This is a genomic window from Variovorax paradoxus (genome assembly GCF_022009635.1).
Classification (GTDB): Bacteria; Pseudomonadota; Gammaproteobacteria; order Burkholderiales; family Burkholderiaceae_C; genus Variovorax.
The window spans coordinates 2574140-2591213 of the sequence record NZ_CP091716.1 but is presented as its reverse complement, the minus strand read 5'-3'; the positions used below and the strand labels follow the sequence as shown (position 1 = coordinate 2591213).

Genomic DNA, 17074 nt, shown 5'->3' with positions numbered 1-17074 from the left:
CGAAGCAGGAGACAACGATGACGGCCGACGCCACACTTTCCCAAGTCCATCCCGTGGACCAGCGGTTGCCTTCGGGCAAGCTCGCAGCCCTCGGATTGCAGCATGTGCTGGTGATGTATGCGGGGGCCGTCGCGGTGCCGCTGATCGTCGGGCGCGCGCTCAAGCTCACGCCCGACGAGGTCGCGCTGCTGATCTCGGCCGACCTGTTCTGCTGCGGCATCGCCACCCTGATCCAGGCGCTCGGCGCCACGCAATGGTTCGGCATCAAGCTGCCGGTGATGATGGGCGTGACCTTCGCCTCGGTCGCGCCGATGGTGGCCATCGCCAACGCCAACCCCGGGCAGAACGGGGCGCAGTTGCTGTTCGGCTCGATCATCGGCGCGGGCGTGGTGTCGATACTGATCGCGCCGCTGGTCAGCCGCATGCTGCGCTTCTTTCCGCCGGTGGTCACGGGCACGATCATCGCTGTCATCGGCATCAGCCTGATGCGCGTGGGCATCAACTGGATCTTCGGCAACCCCGTGGGCCCGACGGCGCCCGCGCTGGTCGATCCGGTGTACGCCAAGTGGCTCGCCGAGGTGACTTCGCCCGGCAGCTCGATCCCGGCCGTGCCCAAGGGCTTCGCAATCATGCCCACGGTGCCCAACCCCAAGTACGCCGATCTCTCCGGCTTCGGCGTGGCGACGCTGGTGCTGGTGTCGATCCTGCTGATCGTCAAGTACGCCAAGGGCTTCGTCGCCAACATCTCGGTGCTGCTGGGCATCGTGATCGGCGCCGTCGTGGCATCCATCACCGGGCTCATGACCTACGAGAAGGTGGGCAAGGCCGCATGGGTCGACATCGTGCTGCCCTTTCACTTCGGCATGCCGCAGTTCGACCCGATCCTGATCCTCACCATGACGCTCATCATGATCGTGGTGATGATCGAGTCGACCGGCATGTTCCTCGCGCTCGGCGAAATGACCGGCCGCAAGATCGACCAGAAAGACCTGGCGCGCGGCCTGCGCACCGACGGCCTGGGCACGCTGATCGGCGGCGTCTTCAACACCTTCCCGTACACCAGCTTCTCGCAGAACGTGGGCCTGGTGGCCGTCACCGGCATCCGCAGCCGCTACGTTTGCGTGGCGGGCGGCGTGATCCTGATCGTGCTGGGCCTGCTGCCGAAGATGGCCGCGCTGGTGGAGTCGCTGCCTACCGTGGTGCTCGGCGGCGCGGGCCTCGTGATGTTCGGCATGGTGGCCGCCACCGGCATCCGCATCCTGTCGGGCGTGGACTTCAAGAACAACCGCCACAACGCGATGATCGTCGCGGTGTCGATCGGCATCGGCATGATTCCGCTGATCGCGCCCAACTTCAAGCAATGGATGCCGCACGCGATTCATTCGCTGATCGAATCGGGCATCCTGCTGGCGTCGATTGCCGCCGTGCTGCTGAACCTGTTCCTGAACGGCGCGAAGCACGACGAGCAGGCCGTGATTGCCGCGGCCAAGCAGGCCGAGGCGCACTGACCGGGTTTTTTCAGATCATCGCCAGCGGCGCCTTGCGCCGCGGTGGCGGATGCAACCGGTCGAGTTCTTCCAGCGTCGCCGCGTCGAGCTTCAACTCCGCGGCGGCCAGGTTCTCCTTCAGGTGCGCGGCACGCACCGCCTTCGGGATCGCCGCCACACCGGGCCGCGCGATCACCGCGGCCAGCGCCAGTTGCGCGGCCGTCACGCCGAGCCGCACAGCCAGTTCCCCCAATGCCTTGTCCCCCGCCAGCGCGCCCTGATCGATCGGGCTGTAGGCCATCAGCGGCATGCCGCGCTCGTGCTGCCAGGGCAGCAGGCTGAATTCGGGCCCGCGCTCGCCCAGCGACAGATACACCTGATTGGCCGCGCAAACCGGCCCGCTGCCGGCGAGCGGCTCCAGCTCTTCCATGTCGTCGGTATCGAAGTTGCTCACTCCCCAGTGGGCGATGCGCCCGTCGGCCACCAGCGACTGCATCGCGTCCACGGTGTCGCGCAGCGGGTGGTTGCCGCGCCAGTGCAGCAGGTAGAGGTCGATGGCGTCGAGCCCGAGCCGCTTCAGGCTGCGTTCGCAGGCCTCGCGCGTTCCGCGCCGGCTCGCGTTGTGCGGATAGACCTTGCTGACGATGAACAGCGCCTCGCGCCGTACGTCCCCCGCGCGCAGCGCCTCGGCGACGGCCTGGCCCACGACGGTTTCCGCGCCGCCTTCGCCGTACATCTCGGCGGTGTCGATGAGCCGGTAGCCCAGGACGATGGCCTCGCGCACGGCGGCGATTTCGGCCGCGCGGCGGCTCGCGTCCTCGCCCATGCGCCAAGTGCCCAGGCCGAGTACCGGCATCTCGCCGCCGGTGGGGAGTGAAAGTGTTCGCATCGGCACATGGTAGGCGCGGCCGATATCCCTGTCAGCCCGCCGGCAACGGCAGCCACACGGTCGCCAGCAGGCCGCGGCCGTCTTCGCCCTCGCCCAGCACGACCCGGCCATGGTGCTTGTCCAGCACCGACTTCACGATGGCCAGCCCCAAGCCGCTGCCCGATTGCGTCTGGTCGGGATTGCGGAAGAAGCGGTCGAACACCCGCTCGCGCAGCGCGGGCGGAATGCCCGGGCCCTCGTCGGCCACGCGCAGCACCGCGCGCGTGCCTTCGCGGCGGACGTGCACCCTGACCGTGCCGCCGTCGGGGCTGTACTTGACGGCGTTCTCGATCAGGTTGCTCAGCATCGAGATCAGGCTCTCGCGCTCGCCGAACACCGGCACCGGGCCGTCTTCCACGGCAAAGTCGAACCGCACGCCGCGTGCATGCGCCAGCGGCCCGACCAGCGCGATGCGCTCGCGTGCCAGCGCGTCGAGCGCGAGCGGCTCGGGCACCGCGTCCTGCGGCATTTCGTCGCTGCGCATCAGCTGCTGCAACTGCCCCACCAGCCGCGTCGCGCGGTCGTTGCTGCGCAGCAGGTTGGCCATGAGCTCACGCTGGCCCCGGTCGTTGGTCTGCGCCTTCAGCGCCTCGACGTTCACGCGCATCGCCTCGAGCGGCGTGTGCAGTTCGTTGGCGGCGTCGGCGATCAGCCCGCGCTCCCGTGCGCCGCGGTCGCGCACGCTGCGCAGCAGGCCGTTGATGCTGCGCACCATCGGCCGCAGTTCCTTGTGCGGCGGCTCGAACGACAGCGGGGTGAGGTCGGCCGGGCCGCGCTCGGCGGTCTCTCGTGTCACCTGCCGCCACGGCCGCAGCGCGAGCAGCACGGCCAGCCACGCGGGAAACACCAGGAACGGCAGGCTGATGAGCAGCGGCAGGAAGTAGTAGCTGCGGTGGTCGACGTTGAAATACAGCCGCAGGAACTTGGGCTCTGCCAGCATCACGCGGGTGTCGAGCACCGGCGAAATCATGGTCCGCGCGCGCAGCGACCGGTCGCCGAGCCTGATGCTCTCGACCTTGCCGATGGTCTGGTTGATGATCGGCGGCACCGACGCGGAGGAGTTGTAGATGAGCTTGCCGCGCTGCCACACCTGCATGACGGGCGCCTTGTCCACCTCGGAAGAAAAGTCGCCCGAGGTCTCGAGCAGCGCCATGTCGAAGGCACGCAGCGTGGCCTGCTGGCGGTCGGGCGACGCCGCGAGGTTCTGCGCGGCGCTGATGACGCAGGCAAAGATCTTGTCGTAGCGCACGAGCTCGGGAAAGCGATTGGAGTCGTACAGGAAGAGGCCGAGGGTGCAGGTCCACAGCAACCCGACCACCGAGATCTGCACCAGCAACAGGCGCCTGAGGAGCGAAGGCTGCATCCAGCGCCGGCACCGCCGCCTGAGCGCGCCTCCCCATCCCAGGCGCGTGCCGGGGCTCGCGCCGGGGCCGGCGTTGTTCTCGACTGGCAAAGGATTCATGGGTCTCCTGGCGGCCGCCCCCCTGGGGTCAAGGGCGCCGCGAGCGGCCGAAGTATGTGCCGGGCCTGCGCGGAGGAATTCAGCAAGCCTTCATGAACCCGCTCGCGGGCAACCGGAAGGCCGAGCTTGCCCCATCGAACCTTCTAATTTTTCGAAGTCAAAGTCATTTTCATGACATAGAAATCCTTACTTCACCCCATAAACAGCGACTCTTCGCCTTCTGATTTTGTCAACACTGAGTGGGTGCCAACCCCGACCCTCCAGGCAGCCCCCGCTTCTAGAATTTTTCAGCGGCCTTGCGTCACGAGCGCGCGCGCCCCCTCGCAACGAATTTGGAACAGGTTGAGTCAATGCAGAAAAAGCACAGGATTGCCGTCATTCCCGGAGACGGTATCGGCGTCGAGGTCATGCCCGAAGGTTTGCGCGTGCTCGACGCGGTCGGGCGCCGTTTCGGCATCGACTTCTCTTACGACCACTTCGACTGGGGCTCCGACCACTACGTGCGCACCGGCCTGATGATGCCGGCCGACTGGGCCGACAAGATCCAGGGCCATGACGCCATCTACTTCGGCGCCGTGGGCGCGCCCGACAAGGTGCCCGACCACATTGCCGTGTGGGGCCTGCTGATCAAGATCCGCCGCGACTTCGACCAGTACGTGAACCTGCGCCCCGTGCGCCTGATGCCCGGCGTGCCCGGCCCGCTGGCGCACCGCAAGCCCGGCGACATCGACTTCCTGGTGGTGCGCGAGAACACCGAGGGCGAATACACCTCGGTGGGCGGGCGCCTGTTCGAAGGCACGCCGCGCGAGATGGCGATCCAGGAAGCGGTGTTCACCCGCACCGGCGTGGACCGCATCATCGACTACGCCTTCACGCTCGCCAACCGCCGCAAGCGCAAGAGCCTGACGGCGGCCACCAAGTCGAACGGCATCTCGATCACCATGCCCTACTGGGACGAACGCCTGGCCGAGATCGCCAAGCGCTACCCCGACGTGGCGACGAACAAGTTCCACATCGACATCCTGTGCGCGCACTTCGTGCAGCACCCCGACTGGTTCGACGTGGTGGTGGCCTCCAACCTGTTCGGCGACATCCTGTCCGACCTGGGCCCGGCCTGCACCGGCACCATCGGCATCGCGCCCAGCGCCAACCTCAACCCGGAGCGCAAGTTCCCGTCGCTGTTCGAGCCCGTGCACGGCTCGGCACCCGACATCGCGGGCAAGGGCATCGCCAACCCGATCGGTCAGATCTGGTCGGCTGCGCTGATGCTCGACCACCTGGGCAACGACGACCCGGTGTACGCGCAGGCTTCGGCCGCCGTGGTCTCGGCCATCGAGACGGTGCTGAGCGAAGGCCCGCGCACGCGCGACATGGGCGGCACGGCGAACACCGTGGACGTGGGCCGCGCGATCGCCGACTGCATCTCTGCATGACGGCGAGCCCCTCATTCCTTTGCGGCCGGGGAGACTGAGATGGGCCTGTTCCTGCTGAAGCGCACGCTGACGCTGATCGGCACGCTGGTCGGCGCGTCGATCATCGTGTTTCTGGTGCTGGAGATTCTTCCGGGCAACGCGGCACAGATGCTGATGGGGCCGGATGCGTCGCCTGAAGCAGTCGCGGCGCTGGCGACCAAGCTCGGCCTCGACCTGCCGGCATGGACGCGCTACTGGCACTGGATCGGCGGCCTGCTGACCGGCAACCTGGGCGACAGCTACGCCTACAGCTCGCCGGTGCTCGACCTGATCCTGGAGCGCCTGGCACTCACCATGCCGCTCGCACTGCTGGCGATGTTCTTCACCACGGTGATCGCGCTGCTGGTGGGCGTGACCGCCGCCGCGCGCCACAACAAGCTGGGCGACGTCGGCCTGATGGGCATGGCCCAGGTCGGCATCGCCATTCCCAATTTCTGGTTCGCGATTCTTCTGATCCTCGTGTTCTCGGTGAAGCTGCAGTGGTTCTCCGCCGGCGGCTTCGAGGGCTGGGGCGACGGCTTCTTCTCGGGCGTCAAGTCGCTGTTGCTGCCCGCGCTTTCACTGGCGGTGGTACAGGCCGCGATCCTCGCGCGCATCACGCGCTCGGCCGTGCTGGAAGTGATGCGCGAAGACTTCGTGCGCACCGCGCGCGCCAAGGGCGTGTCGCAGCGCATGGTGCTGTGGACCCATGTGCTGCGCAACGCCATGATCCCCGTCATCACCGTCATGGGCATGCAGTTCTCCGAGCTGCTGGCCGGCACAATCGTGGTGGAGAACGTGTTCTATCTTCCCGGCCTCGGCCGGCTGATCTTCCAGGCCATCAGCAACCGCGACCTGATCGTGGTGCGCAACTGCGTGATGCTGCTGGCGGCCATGGTCGTCATCGTGAATTTCGTGGTCGACGTGCTCTACGCCGTCATCGACCCGCGCATCAAGGCCAGCGACATATGAACGCCATCACGGCCCCGGCCCCCAGCGCCGCGGCGCTCAAGCTCCCCGGTTTCTGGCAACGCGCGGTGAAGCACCGCAGCTTCGTCATCGGCGGCGTGCTGGCCGCGCTGCTGCTCATCGCGGCACTCGTGTCTTTTGTCTGGACGCCGTGGTCGCCGTATGCGATGGACATGGCCAACAAGATGCAGGCGCCCACGGGCTCGCACTGGCTGGGCACCGATGCCTTCGGGCGCGACGTGGCCTCGCTGCTGCTGGTGGGCGCGCGGGCGTCCATCCTGGTAGGCATCATTGCCGTGGGCATCGGCCTGGTGGTCGGCACCGCGCTGGGCCTGCTCGCTGCCGCCAAGCGCGGCTGGGTCGAGGAAGCGGTCATGCGGCTGTCGGACTTCACGCTGGCCTTTCCCGCGATTCTCTCGGCCATCATGATGACCGCCGTGTTCGGCGCCGGCATCGTGAATGCCATCGTGGCCATCGGCATCTACAACATCCCGACCTTCGCGCGCATCACGCGCGCGTCGGCCAATGCCATCTGGTCGCGCGAGTACGTGGCCGCCGCGCGCGCCTGCGGCAAGGGCTCGTTCGCGATCACCATGCAGCACGTGCTGCCGAACATTTCGGCCGTGCTGATCGTGCAGATCACCATCCGCTTCGCCATCGCCATCCTCGCGGAGGCGGCGCTCTCCTACCTCGGCCTGGGCACGCAGCCGCCGCAGCCCTCATGGGGCCGCATGCTCAGCGAAGCGCAGACCCTGATGTTCCAGCAGCCACTGCTGGCGGTTTTCCCCGGCATGGCGATCGCGCTGGCGGTGCTCGGCCTGAACCTGCTGGGCGACGGCCTGCGCGACCTGCTCGATCCGCGCCTTGCCCGCGCACGCTGAAACCACGATGCCCCTCCTCGAAGTCAACAACCTCCAGATCGGCCTGCAGACCCAGCGCGGTCCAGCGCAGGCCGTGCGCGGCATCTCGTTCTCGCTGGAGCGCGGCGAAACGCTCGGCATCGTCGGCGAATCGGGCTGCGGCAAGTCGATCACCGTGATGTCGCTCATGGGCCTCCTGCCCTCCAGCGCGCAGGTCACGGGCAGCATCAAGCTCGACGGGCAGGAGCTCGTCGGCCTGCCCGAAAAGCAGATGTGCCAGATCCGCGGCAACCGCATCGGCATGATCTTCCAGGAGCCGATGACGGCGCTGAACCCGGTGCACACCATCGCGCGCCAGGTCGGCGAGCCGCTGCAGCTGCACCGCGGACTGACCAAGGCGCAGGCCCGCAAGGAGGCGCTGAGCCTGCTCGACCGCGTGGGCATTCCCGACGCGGCTTCGCGCCTCGATGCCTACCCGCACCAGTTCTCGGGCGGGCAACGCCAGCGCATCGGCATCGCGATGGCGCTGGCCTGTGGACCCGACCTGCTGATCGCCGACGAGCCGACGACGGCACTCGACGTGACCATCCAGAAGCAGGTGCTCGACCTGATCCAGAGCCTGGTCAAGGAAATGGGCATGGCGATGATCCTGATCTCGCACGACCTCGGCGTGATTGCCAACAGCGTGAAGCGCATGCTGGTGATGTACGGCGGCAGCGCGGTGGAAAGCGGCCCGACCGACACGGTCTTCGCCGGCCGCGCGCACCCCTACACGCGCGGCCTGTTCGCGGCGCGCCCCGCCATCGGCGCGGTGCGTGCCGGCCGGCTGCCGACCATCCGCGGCAGCGTGCCCGAGCTGGTCGACATGCCGCGCGGCTGCGCCTTCGCGGGCCGCTGCGCCCACACCATCGACCTGTGCCAGAGCACGCGGCCCCAGGCCACGCTGCTGCCGAACGACCACACGGTGCGCTGCCTGCGGCTCGGCGAGATCGCCGCGCTGAACGCCAAGGCCGCCGCCTCCGCCCTCCTCGCATGAGCCAGCCCACCACCGCCGGCCAGCCCTTGCTGGCCGTGAAGAACCTCTATCGCCACTACGCGCTGCCGCGCGAGAAGCTGTTCGGGCCGCCGCCCACGGTGAAGGCGCTCAACGGCGTGAGCTTCGATGTGCAGGCCGGCAAGAGCATGGGCATCGTCGGCGAATCGGGCTCGGGCAAATCGACCATCGCGCGCCTGGTGATGGCGCTGGACACGCCCACGTCTGGCACCGTCTCGCTCGAAGGCCGCGATCTGCATTCGCTGTCGAAGGAAGCGTTGCGCGTGGCGCGGCGCGACTTCCAGATGGTGTTCCAGGACCCGTATGGTTCGCTCGATCCGCGCCAGACCGTGGCGCGCATCGTGGCCGAGCCGCTGGAGGCGCTGGCCGAAACCAGCCGCGCCGAGCAGCGCGAGCGCGCATCGGAAGCACTCTCCGCCGTCGGCCTGCGCACCACCGACATGGACAAGTACCCGCACGAGTTCTCGGGCGGACAGCGCCAGCGCATCGCCATCGCGCGAGCGCTCATCACGCGTCCCAAGCTCATCGTGGCCGACGAGCCGGTGAGCGCGCTCGACGTGTCGGTGCAGGCCCAGGTGCTCAACCTCATGCAGGACCTGCAGCAGCAGTTCGGCATCAGCTACCTGCTCATCAGCCACGACCTCGCGGTGGTCAACCACCTGTGCGACGAAGTGTGCGTGGTCTTCAAGGGCCGCATCGTGGAGCGAGGCCGTCCGGCCGATCTCTTCGCGCATGCGCAGCACGAGTACACGCGCACGCTGCTGTCGGCGGTGCTGCACACGCCGTCTCGCTAGCCGGGCCGGACCTCCCAATTTCTCCCTCACCTCCAGGAACTATCGAATGTTGAAGCGACGCACACTCATGACTTCCGCCATGGCCGCGGCAATCCCGGGTGTCTTCCTGCCCCAGGCGCGCGCGCAGGCCGGCAAGAACACGCTGACGATCGGCATGCCGCTCGAACCGCCGGGCCTGGACCCGACCACCGGCGCGGCATCGGCCATCGCGGAAATCACGCAGTACAACATCTTCGAGACGCTCACCAAGGTGAACGCCGACGGCTCGGTCACGCCGATGCTGGCCGAAAGCTGGTCGTCGTCGCCCGACATGAAGACCTTCGTCTTCAAGCTACGCAAGGGCGTGCGCTTCGAGAACGACCAGCCCTTCAACGCGCACACGGTGAAGTTCTCGTTCGACCGCGCGGGCGGCGCCAAGAGCACCAACAAGGACAAGCGCTTCTTCAGCGAGATCGGCACCGTGGTGCTCGACGAGTACACGGTGGGCGTCAACAGCACACTGCCCAACCCCGATCTGCCCTTCATGCTGGGGCAGTCGACCGCCTGCATCGTCGAGCCCAAGAGCGCCGACACCAACGCCACCGCGCCGGTAGGCACCGGCCCCTACAAGCTGAGTGCATGGCAGCGCGGCGCCTCGTGCACGCTGGTCAAGTCGCCGAGCTACCGCGACCAGAACCTGGCGAAGGTTCCGAAGTTCGTGTTCCGCTTCATGTCGGACACCGCGGCGCAGACCGCCGCGCTGATGGCAAACGACATCGACATCTTCCCGCGCGCGGGCACGCGCTCGGTGGCGCAGTTCAAGGGCAACCCGCGCTTCCAGGTGATCGAAGTGGGCACGCGCGGCAAGGTGATCCTGACCATCAACAACCGCAAGAAACCGCTGGACGACGTGCGCGTGCGCCGCGCGATCCTGGCGGCCATCGACCGCAACGCCATCATCCAGGGCGCGGCGGACGGCTTCGGCAAGCCAATCGGCAGCCATTACGCGATGGGCGCGCCGGGCTTCGTCGACACCACGGCGATGAACCCCTTCGACATCGAGAAGGCGAAGAAGCTGCTGGCCGAAGCCGGCGTGAAGACGCCGCTGGAACTGCGCCTGCAGCTGCCGCCGCCCTCGTATGCACGTCAGGGCGGCGAGATGATCGCTGCGCAGCTGGCGCAGATCGGCATCAACGTGAAGATCCAGAACGTCGAGTGGGCCCAGTGGCTCAGCGGCACTTTCGGCGGCGCGCACGACTTCGACCTGACGATGGTGGCGCACGTGGAGCCCTTCGACCTGGTGAAGTACACCGAGGCCGACTACTACTGGGGCTACGACTCCAAGAAGTTCCGCGACCTGTTCGTCACCATCCAGAACGAAGAGAACAAGAAGCGCCGCGCCGACCTGCTGGCCGATGCGCAGCGCATGCTGGCCACCGACGCGGTGAACGGCTTCCTCTACCAGGCGGTGTTCCCGACCATCGCGCGCAAGGAGGTCAAGGGCCTGTGGCCAAACATGCCGATCGTGGTGAACGACCTGGCCGCGATCTCGTGGGGTTGATGCGATGACGACGAAGCCCCTCTATTCGCTGAGCGTGCAGGAGCTGCACGCGGCTTACGCCGCCAAGGAGCTGTCGCCGGTGGAAGTGGCGCGCTCGGTGAACGAACGCATCGCCGCGTACGAACCCGAGCTTCGCGCGACCTGGCTGTTCCGGCCCGAACTCGCGCTGGAGCAGGCGCGCGCCTCCGAGGCCCGCTGGCTGGCCGGCAAGCCGCGCGGCACGCTCGATGGCGTGCCAGTGACCATCAAGGACAACCTCGCGACCGAGGGCGATCCGATGCCGCTGGGCACCGCCGCCTACGAGCTCGTGCCGATGAGCTACGACTCGCCGCCCGCCGCCCGCCTGAAGGAAGACGGCACGGTGCTGGTGGCCAAGACCACGATGCCCGACCTGGGCATGCTGTCGTCGGGGCTGTCGAGCTTTCATGAGCTTTCGCGCAACCCGTGGGATCTTTCGCGCACGCCGGGCGGTTCCAGCTCCGGCGCAGGCGCGGCGGCTGCCGCCGGTTATGGCCCGCTGCACGTGGGTACCGACATCGGCGGCTCGCTGCGCCTGCCCGCCAGCTGGTGCGGCATCTACACGCTCAAGCCCAGCTTCGGCCGCATCCCCCTGAGCTCGCCCTACATGGGCCGCTGCGCCGGGCCGATGACGCGCACCGTGGCCGATTCGGCGCTGATGATGGCGTCGATGGCACAGCCCGACGACCGCGACTATTCGGAACTGCCGCCGCCGGTCATCGACTGGAACGCCTTCGAGGTCGACCCGTCGTTCATCAAGGGCAAGCTCGTGGCGCTGCACATGGACGCAGGCTGTGGCCTGCCGCTGGATCCGCAGATCGCCGAAGCGGTGCGCCGCGCGGCGAAACGCATCGAGGCCGCCGGCGCGCACGTCGAGGAAATCCCGGCGTTCATGACGCCGAAGATGCTGCAGGGCATGGACCACTTCTGGCGCATGCGCTCGTGCCTCGACATGCAGGCCATGACGGCCGAGCAGCGCGCGAAGATCCTGCCGTACATCCGCGACTGGGCCGAGAGCGCCGCCGGCTTTTCGGGCGCGCACATCTTCGACGCCTACAGCCAGTTCGTCGCCACGCGCGCGGCCACCATCTCGGCCACCAAGGCCTACGATTTCGTGATCTCGCCGGTGTCGCCTAACCTGCCGGCGCCCGCCGACCACGCCTCGCCGACCAACGACCCGATGCGGCCGCTGGAGCACATCGGCTTCACGGTGCCCTACAACATGTCGGAGCAGCCGGCCGCCTCGATCAACTGCGGCTACTCGGCCGAAGGCTTGCCCATCGGCCTGCAGATCGCGGGGCGCCGTTTCGACGACCTGGGCGTGCTGCAGTTCAGCCGCGCCTTCGAGCAGATCCGCGAAGCACAGAAACCCTGGCCGGAACCCAAGTGATCCGCCACAAGGAGACATGACACCATGACCGCCACCCACTTCATCGACGGCCGCCGCGTGGCGTCCGAAGGCAACGCCACCATCGACGTGATCGATCCGAGCGACGGCCAGAAATTCGGCGAGATCGCACGCGGCACCACCGCCGACATCGACACCGCCGTGCGCGCCGCGCGCCAGGCCATGGGCGACAACTTCGACGGCCCCTGGGGCGAGATGACCGCGCTGCAGCGCGGCCGGCTGCTCGCCAAGCTCGGCGCCGCCGTGATGGAGCACCACGAAGAGCTGGCCCAGCTCGAGGCGCGCGACACCGGCAAGGCACTGCGCGTGGCACGCAACGACGCCACCGCGCTGGCCCGCTACATGGAGTACTACGCCGGCGCATGCGACAAGCTGCACGGCGACACCCTGCCCTATGAGCGCGGCTACACAGTGCTGACAGTGCGCATTCCGCACGGCGTGACGGGCCACATCATTCCCTGGAACTACCCGATGCAGATCGCGGGCCGCAGCGTGGGCGCATCGCTCGCAGCGGGCAACGCCTGCGTGGTGAAGCCGGCCGAGGATGCCAGCCTGTCGCTGCTGCGGCTCGCCGAACTCGCGACCGAAGTCGGCTTCCCGGCCGGCGCGCTCAACGTGGTGACGGGCTACGGCAAGGAAGCCGGCGCGGCACTGTGCGCGCACCCGGGCATCGATCACATCTCGTTCACCGGCTCGACCATGACCGGCCGCAGCGTGGGCCTGGCCGCCGCCGAGCGCCACTGCCCGGTGACGCTGGAGCTGGGCGGCAAGTCGCCGCAGATCGTGTTCGCCGACGCCGACCTCGACGCGGCAGAGCCGGTGCTGCTCAACGCCATCATCCAGAACGCGGGCCAGACCTGCTCCGCGGGCAGCCGCGTGCTGGTGGAGCAGTCGGTCTACGAAGAGGTCGTCGCGCGGCTGGCCAAGCGTTTCGCGGCCGTGCGCGCAGGGGCGCCCTCCGAGGACCTGGACATGGGCCCGCTCATCAACGAAAAGCAGTTCCGCCAGGTGCGCGACATGGTCGCGACGGCCGAGGCCGCGGGCCTGAAGGTGGCGGCACGCGGTACGGTGTCGCCCAATGCGTCTTCCGCCGGCTACTACCAGGAAGCCGTGCTGTTCCGCGACGTGCCGCACGACAGCGACCTCGCGCAGCGCGAGATCTTCGGCCCCGTGCTGGTCGTGATGCCCTTTGCCGATGAAGCAGAGGCGGTGCGCCTGGCCAACGGCACGGACTTCGGCCTGGTGGCCGGCGTATGGACCCGCGACGGCGCGCGCCAGTTGCGCATGGCGCACAAGCTGCACTGCGGCCAGGTCTTCGTCAACAATTACGGTGCGGCGGGTGGTGTAGAACTGCCCTTCGGCGGCGTGAAATCCAGCGGCTTCGGCCGCGAGAAGGGCTTCGAGGCCCTGCTCGGATTCACGACCCTCAAGACCATCGCAATCAAGCACGGATGAAGACAACACATGACAACCACTGAACAGCAAACGCCGCGCAAGGTCGGCCTCGTCGGCGTCGGCCTGATGGGCCACGGCATCGCCAGCAACATCGTCAAGCACGGCCACCAGCTGACGGTGCTTGAACATGCGGGCAACCAGCCCATCGACGGCCTGCTGAAGGCAGGCGCCACGTCGGTGAAGGACGTGGCCGCGCTCGCGGCACAGGTCGACGTGCTGATCCTGTGCGTCACCGGCACGCCGCAGGTGGAAGCTGTGATGCTCGGCGACAAGGGCGCGCTCACCGCCCTGCGGCCCGGCACGGTGGTGATCGACTGTTCGACGGCCGTGCCCGCCTCCACCGCCAAGGTGGCCGAGGCTGTGAGTGCCAAGGGCGGCAAGTTCATCGACGCGCCCATGACCCGCACCGCCAAGGAAGCCGCCGAAGGCCGCCTGAACCTGCTGGTGGGTGGCGATGCCGAGGTGCTGGCCTCGTGCCTGCCGCTGCTGCGCTGCTTTGCCGAGAACATCACGCACGTGGGTGGCATCGGCGCCGGTCATGCGATGAAGCTGCTGCACAACTTCGTGTCGCTGGGCACCGTGGCACTGCTGTGCGAAGCGGCGGCCTGCGCGGAGCGCGCTGGTGTGAAGCCCGATGTGTTCGTCGACGTGCTGGCCAAGGGCGGCGGCAACGGCGTGGCGCTGGAACGCGTCAAGCCCAAGCTGCTGACGGGCGGCACCGACTCGCTGAAGTTCTCGATGGCCAACGCCAAGAAGGACCTGGGCTACTACAACGACATGGCGGAACAGGCGTCAGCCGGACATGGCATCGCGCAGGCCGTGGATGCGCTGCTGACGCAAGGCGTGGAGAAGTTCGGTCCGGACCGGATGGTGCTGGATCTGGTCGAAGCGTTGCGCTGATTGCCAGATTGCCCAAGTCCGTGATCTTGCCGGACTTGGGTTGCGTGAAGAATGTGGTGGAGCTGGGGGGATTTGAACCCCCGTCCGCAAGCCTTCATCGCGCAGTTCTACATGTTTAGTGATCTGATTTAAGTCTCGCTTCCGGAACCGCGCAGTCACACGCTAAACCGGACGCCAGCACCCTATTTTCTCGCCTCGACCCAAGGTACCCGGATCGAAGCCAGCCCATGTAATTATCCTTGCAGCCGGGAGGTCAGGATTGCTCCAGACCCCCTTGCCCAGCCCATCGGCCAACTGTTGCAAGGCTCACTGGCAATTAAGCAGCGAGTGCGAAACGTTCGTCGTTTGCAGTTAGTTTGTTTGAATCTGTTTTACGAGCGCATTCAGCTCGACATGCCCCGCTGCGACTCCGAACCCACGTCGAAACCAGTGCAGCCCCAAGAGAACCATTTTAGGCGCTATTGAGTAACTTCAAGAGCTCCATGGGCGAAGATATTGATGCGTCGGCCTTCCAGAGGGCCGAATCTGCCTGCGAACCCATGTAGCCGTAGGTCGCGGCAACCGTACGCATGCCCGCTGCGCGGCCCGCGATGATGTCGCGCTCGTCGTCACCCACGTACATGCAGGCTTCTGACGGCACGCCGAGCCTGCGTGCGGCCTCATGCAGCGGCTCGGGATGCGGCTTGGCGAACGGCGTGGTGTCGCCGCTGATCACCGCGCCTGCGGTCTCGAAGAGCGGGATGGCGCGCGTCAGCGGATCGGTGAATCGCATCGATTTGTTGGTGACAACGCCCCACAGCAAGCCCTGCTCGCGCAGCGCCTCTATCAACGCCTGGACGCCGTCGAACACCTGCGTGTTGAGCAGCATGCGACGCTCATAAGTCACGAAGAACTCTTCGCGCAGTTCGTCGAACTCGGGCGACTCAGGGGTGATGCCGAAGGCCACGCCGAGCATGCCCCGTGCGCCGGCACCCGCCATCGGTCGGTATCTTTCGAGCGGATAGGACGCCAGGCCGCGATCGGTGCGCATCTTGTCGGCTGCGGCTCCCAGATCGGGTGCGCTGTCGATCAACGTGCCGTCGAGGTCGAACAGCACGGCCTGAGTCTTCGAGACGCCGCTCATGCTGGAGCACCCGGCTTCTGGGTGGCGAACATGTAGTTGACGCTGGTGTCGCCGCTGAGCCAGTAGCGGCGCGTCAACGGGTTGTGCTCCATGCCACGGGTGTGCCGCAGGTCGAGCCCGGCGGCGCGGCAATAGGCCGCCAGTTCGCTGGGGCGGATCAGCTTCGCATATTCATGCGTCCCGCGTGGGAGCATGCCGAGCACGTATTCGGCGCCCACGATAGCCAGCATGAAGGACTTCAGGTTACGGTTGATGGTCGAGAAAAACACCCAGCCGCCCGGCTTGACCAGCGCGGCGCAGGCCTGGATCACCGAAGCCGGTTGTGGCACATGCTCGAGCATTTCCATGCAGGTGACGACATCGAAGCTGCCCGGCTGTTGAGCGGCCAGTGCCTCGGCACTGATCTCGCGGTACTTCACGCTGCGCGTGCCTGCTTCGAGTGCATGAAGCTGCGCCACTTTGAGCGCCTTGCCGGCCAGGTCGATACCCAGCACTTCCGCGCCCTTGCGAGCCATCGAATCGGCCAGGATGCCACCGCCGCAGCCGATATCGAGCACTCGGCGCTGCGATATAGGCGCAATACCGTCAATCCATTCCAGACGCAATGGATTGATTTCGTGCAGCGGGCGGAATTCGCTTTCCAAATCCCACCAGCGATGGGCCAGTTCTGAAAACTTGGCCAGTTCGGCCGGATCGGCATTCACGTTTTCTGTCATACAGCGATTATGAAACGAGCAATGCCCGGTAAACACCGGGCAGGCTTTGTCGAATGAGCAGGCACTAATTCAACAGGCATAAAAAAACCCCGCCGTAGCGGGGTTTTCATGATCGATGAAATCGATTGATTAGTTGGCGCGGGTGCCGACCACTTCGATTTCCACGCGACGGTTCTTGGCGCGACCTTCCTTGGTCTTGTTGTCAGCCACAGGCTGCGACTTGCCCTTGCCTTCGGTGTAGACGCGGTTGCGTTCGATGCCCTTCGAGACCAGGAAGGCCTTGACAGCTTCGGCGCGACGGACCGACAGACGCTGGTTGTAGGGAACCGTACCGATCGAGTCGGTGTGGCCCACAGCGATGATCACTTCGAGGTTGACGCCACGGATCTTCTCGACCAGATCGGTCAGCTTCGCGCGACCTTCGGGCTTCAGAACCGACTTGTCGAAGTCGAAGAAGGCGTCAGCAGCGAAGGTCACCTTCGAAGCGGCGACTTGCTGAGGCGTCGGGGGAACCGGAGCGACAGGCGTCGGAGCCACAGCGACCGGAGCGGCAGGAACCAGAGCACCGTCGCAACCAGCGGCAGCCGTTGCGGGCGTCCAGTTGGCATCGCGCCAGCACAGTTCGTTCGTGCCGTTCTTCCAAACCAGTTCGCCGGTGCCGTTTTGCCAGTTGTCGATCGTAGGACCGCCGTCCGCAGCGGTGACACGGGTCTGCGCGCCGGCGGCAGTGGCGAGCGCAGCGACTGCAAACATCATCGCCACTTTATTCAGTTTCTTCATGGTTCTCCTCTTGGGGAAAAAGCCGCAGCCGCGCTGCGAATCAAGGACGCTTTAAGTGACCACCACCCAAAACGTTGAGGCGATTGTGCCATAGGGTCTTTGGCAAACAGGCCGCTGGACGCCCCCGAA

At 66.7% G+C, this 17074-nt stretch carries 15 protein-coding genes and 1 other RNA gene; 10 read left to right on the top strand and 6 right to left on the bottom strand.

Features of this window, described 5'->3' with window-relative positions; genetic code table 11:
* The first annotated feature begins 17 nt into the window (after window positions 1-17).
* A complete protein-coding gene (locus L3V85_RS12135; RefSeq protein ID WP_237679448.1) occupies window positions 18-1508 on the top strand; it encodes a nucleobase:cation symporter-2 family protein in 1491 nt (496 codons plus the stop codon).
* 10 nt (window positions 1509-1518) lie between these two features.
* Here L3V85_RS12135 and L3V85_RS12130 read toward each other — a convergent pair whose 3' ends face one another.
* The gene (locus L3V85_RS12130; RefSeq protein ID WP_237679447.1) at window positions 1519-2376 is read right to left on the bottom strand and encodes an aldo/keto reductase; all 858 of its coding nucleotides are present in this window, start codon (window positions 2374-2376) and stop codon (window positions 1519-1521) included.
* Window positions 2377-2407: 31 nt separating this feature from the next.
* On the bottom strand, window positions 2408-3877 hold the full coding sequence (locus tag L3V85_RS12125) for a sensor histidine kinase (RefSeq protein ID WP_237679446.1): 1470 nt from the start codon (window positions 3875-3877) through the stop codon (window positions 2408-2410).
* A 350-nt stretch (window positions 3878-4227) separates the two neighbouring features.
* On the opposite strand from L3V85_RS12125, the gene L3V85_RS12120 reads away from it, so the two are divergent.
* Genes L3V85_RS12120 through L3V85_RS12080 form a run of 9 tightly spaced genes read left to right on the top strand, consistent with a single transcriptional unit; the run spans window position 4228 to window position 14326 of the window.
* Entirely contained in the window at window positions 4228-5310 is a 1083-nt protein-coding gene (locus L3V85_RS12120) for a tartrate dehydrogenase (protein ID WP_237679445.1), read from the top strand.
* A gap of 39 nt (window positions 5311-5349) precedes the next feature.
* A complete protein-coding gene (locus L3V85_RS12115) occupies window positions 5350-6300 on the top strand; it encodes an ABC transporter permease (protein WP_237679444.1) in 951 nt (316 codons plus the stop codon).
* Window positions 6297-7178 (top strand): ABC transporter permease, encoded by an 882-nt coding sequence (locus L3V85_RS12110; protein ID WP_237679443.1) that lies wholly within the window; start codon window positions 6297-6299, stop codon window positions 7176-7178. Before L3V85_RS12115 ends, L3V85_RS12110 begins: the two co-directional genes overlap by 4 nt.
* Before the next feature lie 7 nt (window positions 7179-7185).
* Window positions 7186-8193, top strand: coding sequence for an ABC transporter ATP-binding protein (locus L3V85_RS12105; RefSeq protein WP_237679442.1), 1008 nt, complete (start codon window positions 7186-7188; stop codon window positions 8191-8193).
* Window positions 8190-9005, top strand: coding sequence for an ATP-binding cassette domain-containing protein (locus L3V85_RS12100; RefSeq protein WP_237679441.1), 816 nt, complete (start codon window positions 8190-8192; stop codon window positions 9003-9005). The genes L3V85_RS12105 and L3V85_RS12100 overlap by 4 nt, the downstream gene beginning before the upstream one ends.
* Window positions 9006-9051: 46 nt before the next feature.
* On the top strand, window positions 9052-10545 hold the full coding sequence (locus tag L3V85_RS12095; protein ID WP_237679440.1) for an ABC transporter substrate-binding protein: 1494 nt from the start codon (window positions 9052-9054) through the stop codon (window positions 10543-10545).
* Between the two features lie 4 nt (window positions 10546-10549).
* Window positions 10550-11953: an amidase gene (locus tag L3V85_RS12090; RefSeq protein WP_237679439.1), complete on the top strand. Its 1404-nt coding sequence runs from the start codon at window positions 10550-10552 to the stop codon at window positions 11951-11953.
* Between the two features lie 24 nt (window positions 11954-11977).
* Window positions 11978-13426 carry an aldehyde dehydrogenase family protein gene (locus tag L3V85_RS12085; RefSeq protein WP_237679438.1) on the top strand — a complete coding sequence of 483 codons (1449 nt, stop codon included), beginning with the start codon at window positions 11978-11980 and terminating at the stop codon, window positions 13424-13426.
* Window positions 13427-13435: 9 nt separating this feature from the next.
* A complete protein-coding gene (locus tag L3V85_RS12080) occupies window positions 13436-14326 on the top strand; it encodes an NAD(P)-dependent oxidoreductase (protein ID WP_237679437.1) in 891 nt (296 codons plus the stop codon).
* 54 nt (window positions 14327-14380) lie between these two features.
* Here L3V85_RS12080 and ssrA read toward each other — a convergent pair.
* From ssrA to ompA, 4 genes are all read right to left on the bottom strand, one after another.
* Window positions 14381-14765, bottom strand: a transfer-messenger RNA (tmRNA) gene (ssrA, locus tag L3V85_RS12075).
* A gap of 12 nt (window positions 14766-14777) precedes the next feature.
* On the bottom strand, window positions 14778-15449 hold the full coding sequence (gene gph / locus L3V85_RS12070; RefSeq protein WP_237679436.1) for a phosphoglycolate phosphatase: 672 nt from the start codon (window positions 15447-15449) through the stop codon (window positions 14778-14780).
* Window positions 15446-16165 carry a bifunctional 2-polyprenyl-6-hydroxyphenol methylase/3-demethylubiquinol 3-O-methyltransferase UbiG gene (gene ubiG, locus L3V85_RS12065; protein ID WP_237679435.1) on the bottom strand — a complete coding sequence of 240 codons (720 nt, stop codon included), beginning with the start codon at window positions 16163-16165 and terminating at the stop codon, window positions 15446-15448. The genes gph and ubiG overlap by 4 nt, the downstream gene beginning before the upstream one ends.
* Window positions 16166-16294: 129 nt before the next feature.
* Window positions 16295-16945 carry an outer membrane protein OmpA gene (ompA, locus tag L3V85_RS12060; RefSeq protein ID WP_237679434.1) on the bottom strand — a complete coding sequence of 217 codons (651 nt, stop codon included), beginning with the start codon at window positions 16943-16945 and terminating at the stop codon, window positions 16295-16297.
* Window positions 16946-17074: the final 129 nt, after the last annotated feature.

What these genes read in the sequence shown, in the direction of transcription:
- L3V85_RS12080 (WP_237679437.1), top strand. Translation starts at nt 13,436, where the DNA reads ATGACAACCACTGAACAGCAAACGCCGCGCAAGGTCGGCCTCGTCGGC.
- L3V85_RS12105 (WP_237679442.1), top strand. Translation starts at nt 7,186, where the DNA reads ATGCCCCTCCTCGAAGTCAACAACCTCCAGATCGGCCTGCAGACCCAG.
- L3V85_RS12115 (WP_237679444.1), top strand. Translation starts at nt 5,350, where the DNA reads ATGGGCCTGTTCCTGCTGAAGCGCACGCTGACGCTGATCGGCACGCTG.
- L3V85_RS12135 (WP_237679448.1), top strand. Translation starts at nt 18, where the DNA reads ATGACGGCCGACGCCACACTTTCCCAAGTCCATCCCGTGGACCAGCGG.
- gph (WP_237679436.1), bottom strand. Translation starts at nt 15,449, where the DNA reads ATGAGCGGCGTCTCGAAGACTCAGGCCGTGCTGTTCGACCTCGACGGC.
- L3V85_RS12100 (WP_237679441.1), top strand. Translation starts at nt 8,190, where the DNA reads ATGAGCCAGCCCACCACCGCCGGCCAGCCCTTGCTGGCCGTGAAGAAC.
- L3V85_RS12085 (WP_237679438.1), top strand. Translation starts at nt 11,978, where the DNA reads ATGACCGCCACCCACTTCATCGACGGCCGCCGCGTGGCGTCCGAAGGC.
- ompA (WP_237679434.1), bottom strand. Translation starts at nt 16,945, where the DNA reads ATGAAGAAACTGAATAAAGTGGCGATGATGTTTGCAGTCGCTGCGCTC.
- L3V85_RS12110 (WP_237679443.1), top strand. Translation starts at nt 6,297, where the DNA reads ATGAACGCCATCACGGCCCCGGCCCCCAGCGCCGCGGCGCTCAAGCTC.
- L3V85_RS12095 (WP_237679440.1), top strand. Translation starts at nt 9,052, where the DNA reads ATGTTGAAGCGACGCACACTCATGACTTCCGCCATGGCCGCGGCAATC.
- ubiG (WP_237679435.1), bottom strand. Translation starts at nt 16,165, where the DNA reads ATGACAGAAAACGTGAATGCCGATCCGGCCGAACTGGCCAAGTTTTCA.
- L3V85_RS12125 (WP_237679446.1), bottom strand. Translation starts at nt 3,877, where the DNA reads ATGAATCCTTTGCCAGTCGAGAACAACGCCGGCCCCGGCGCGAGCCCC.
- L3V85_RS12090 (WP_237679439.1), top strand. Translation starts at nt 10,550, where the DNA reads ATGACGACGAAGCCCCTCTATTCGCTGAGCGTGCAGGAGCTGCACGCG.
- L3V85_RS12120 (WP_237679445.1), top strand. Translation starts at nt 4,228, where the DNA reads ATGCAGAAAAAGCACAGGATTGCCGTCATTCCCGGAGACGGTATCGGC.
- L3V85_RS12130 (WP_237679447.1), bottom strand. Translation starts at nt 2,376, where the DNA reads ATGCGAACACTTTCACTCCCCACCGGCGGCGAGATGCCGGTACTCGGC.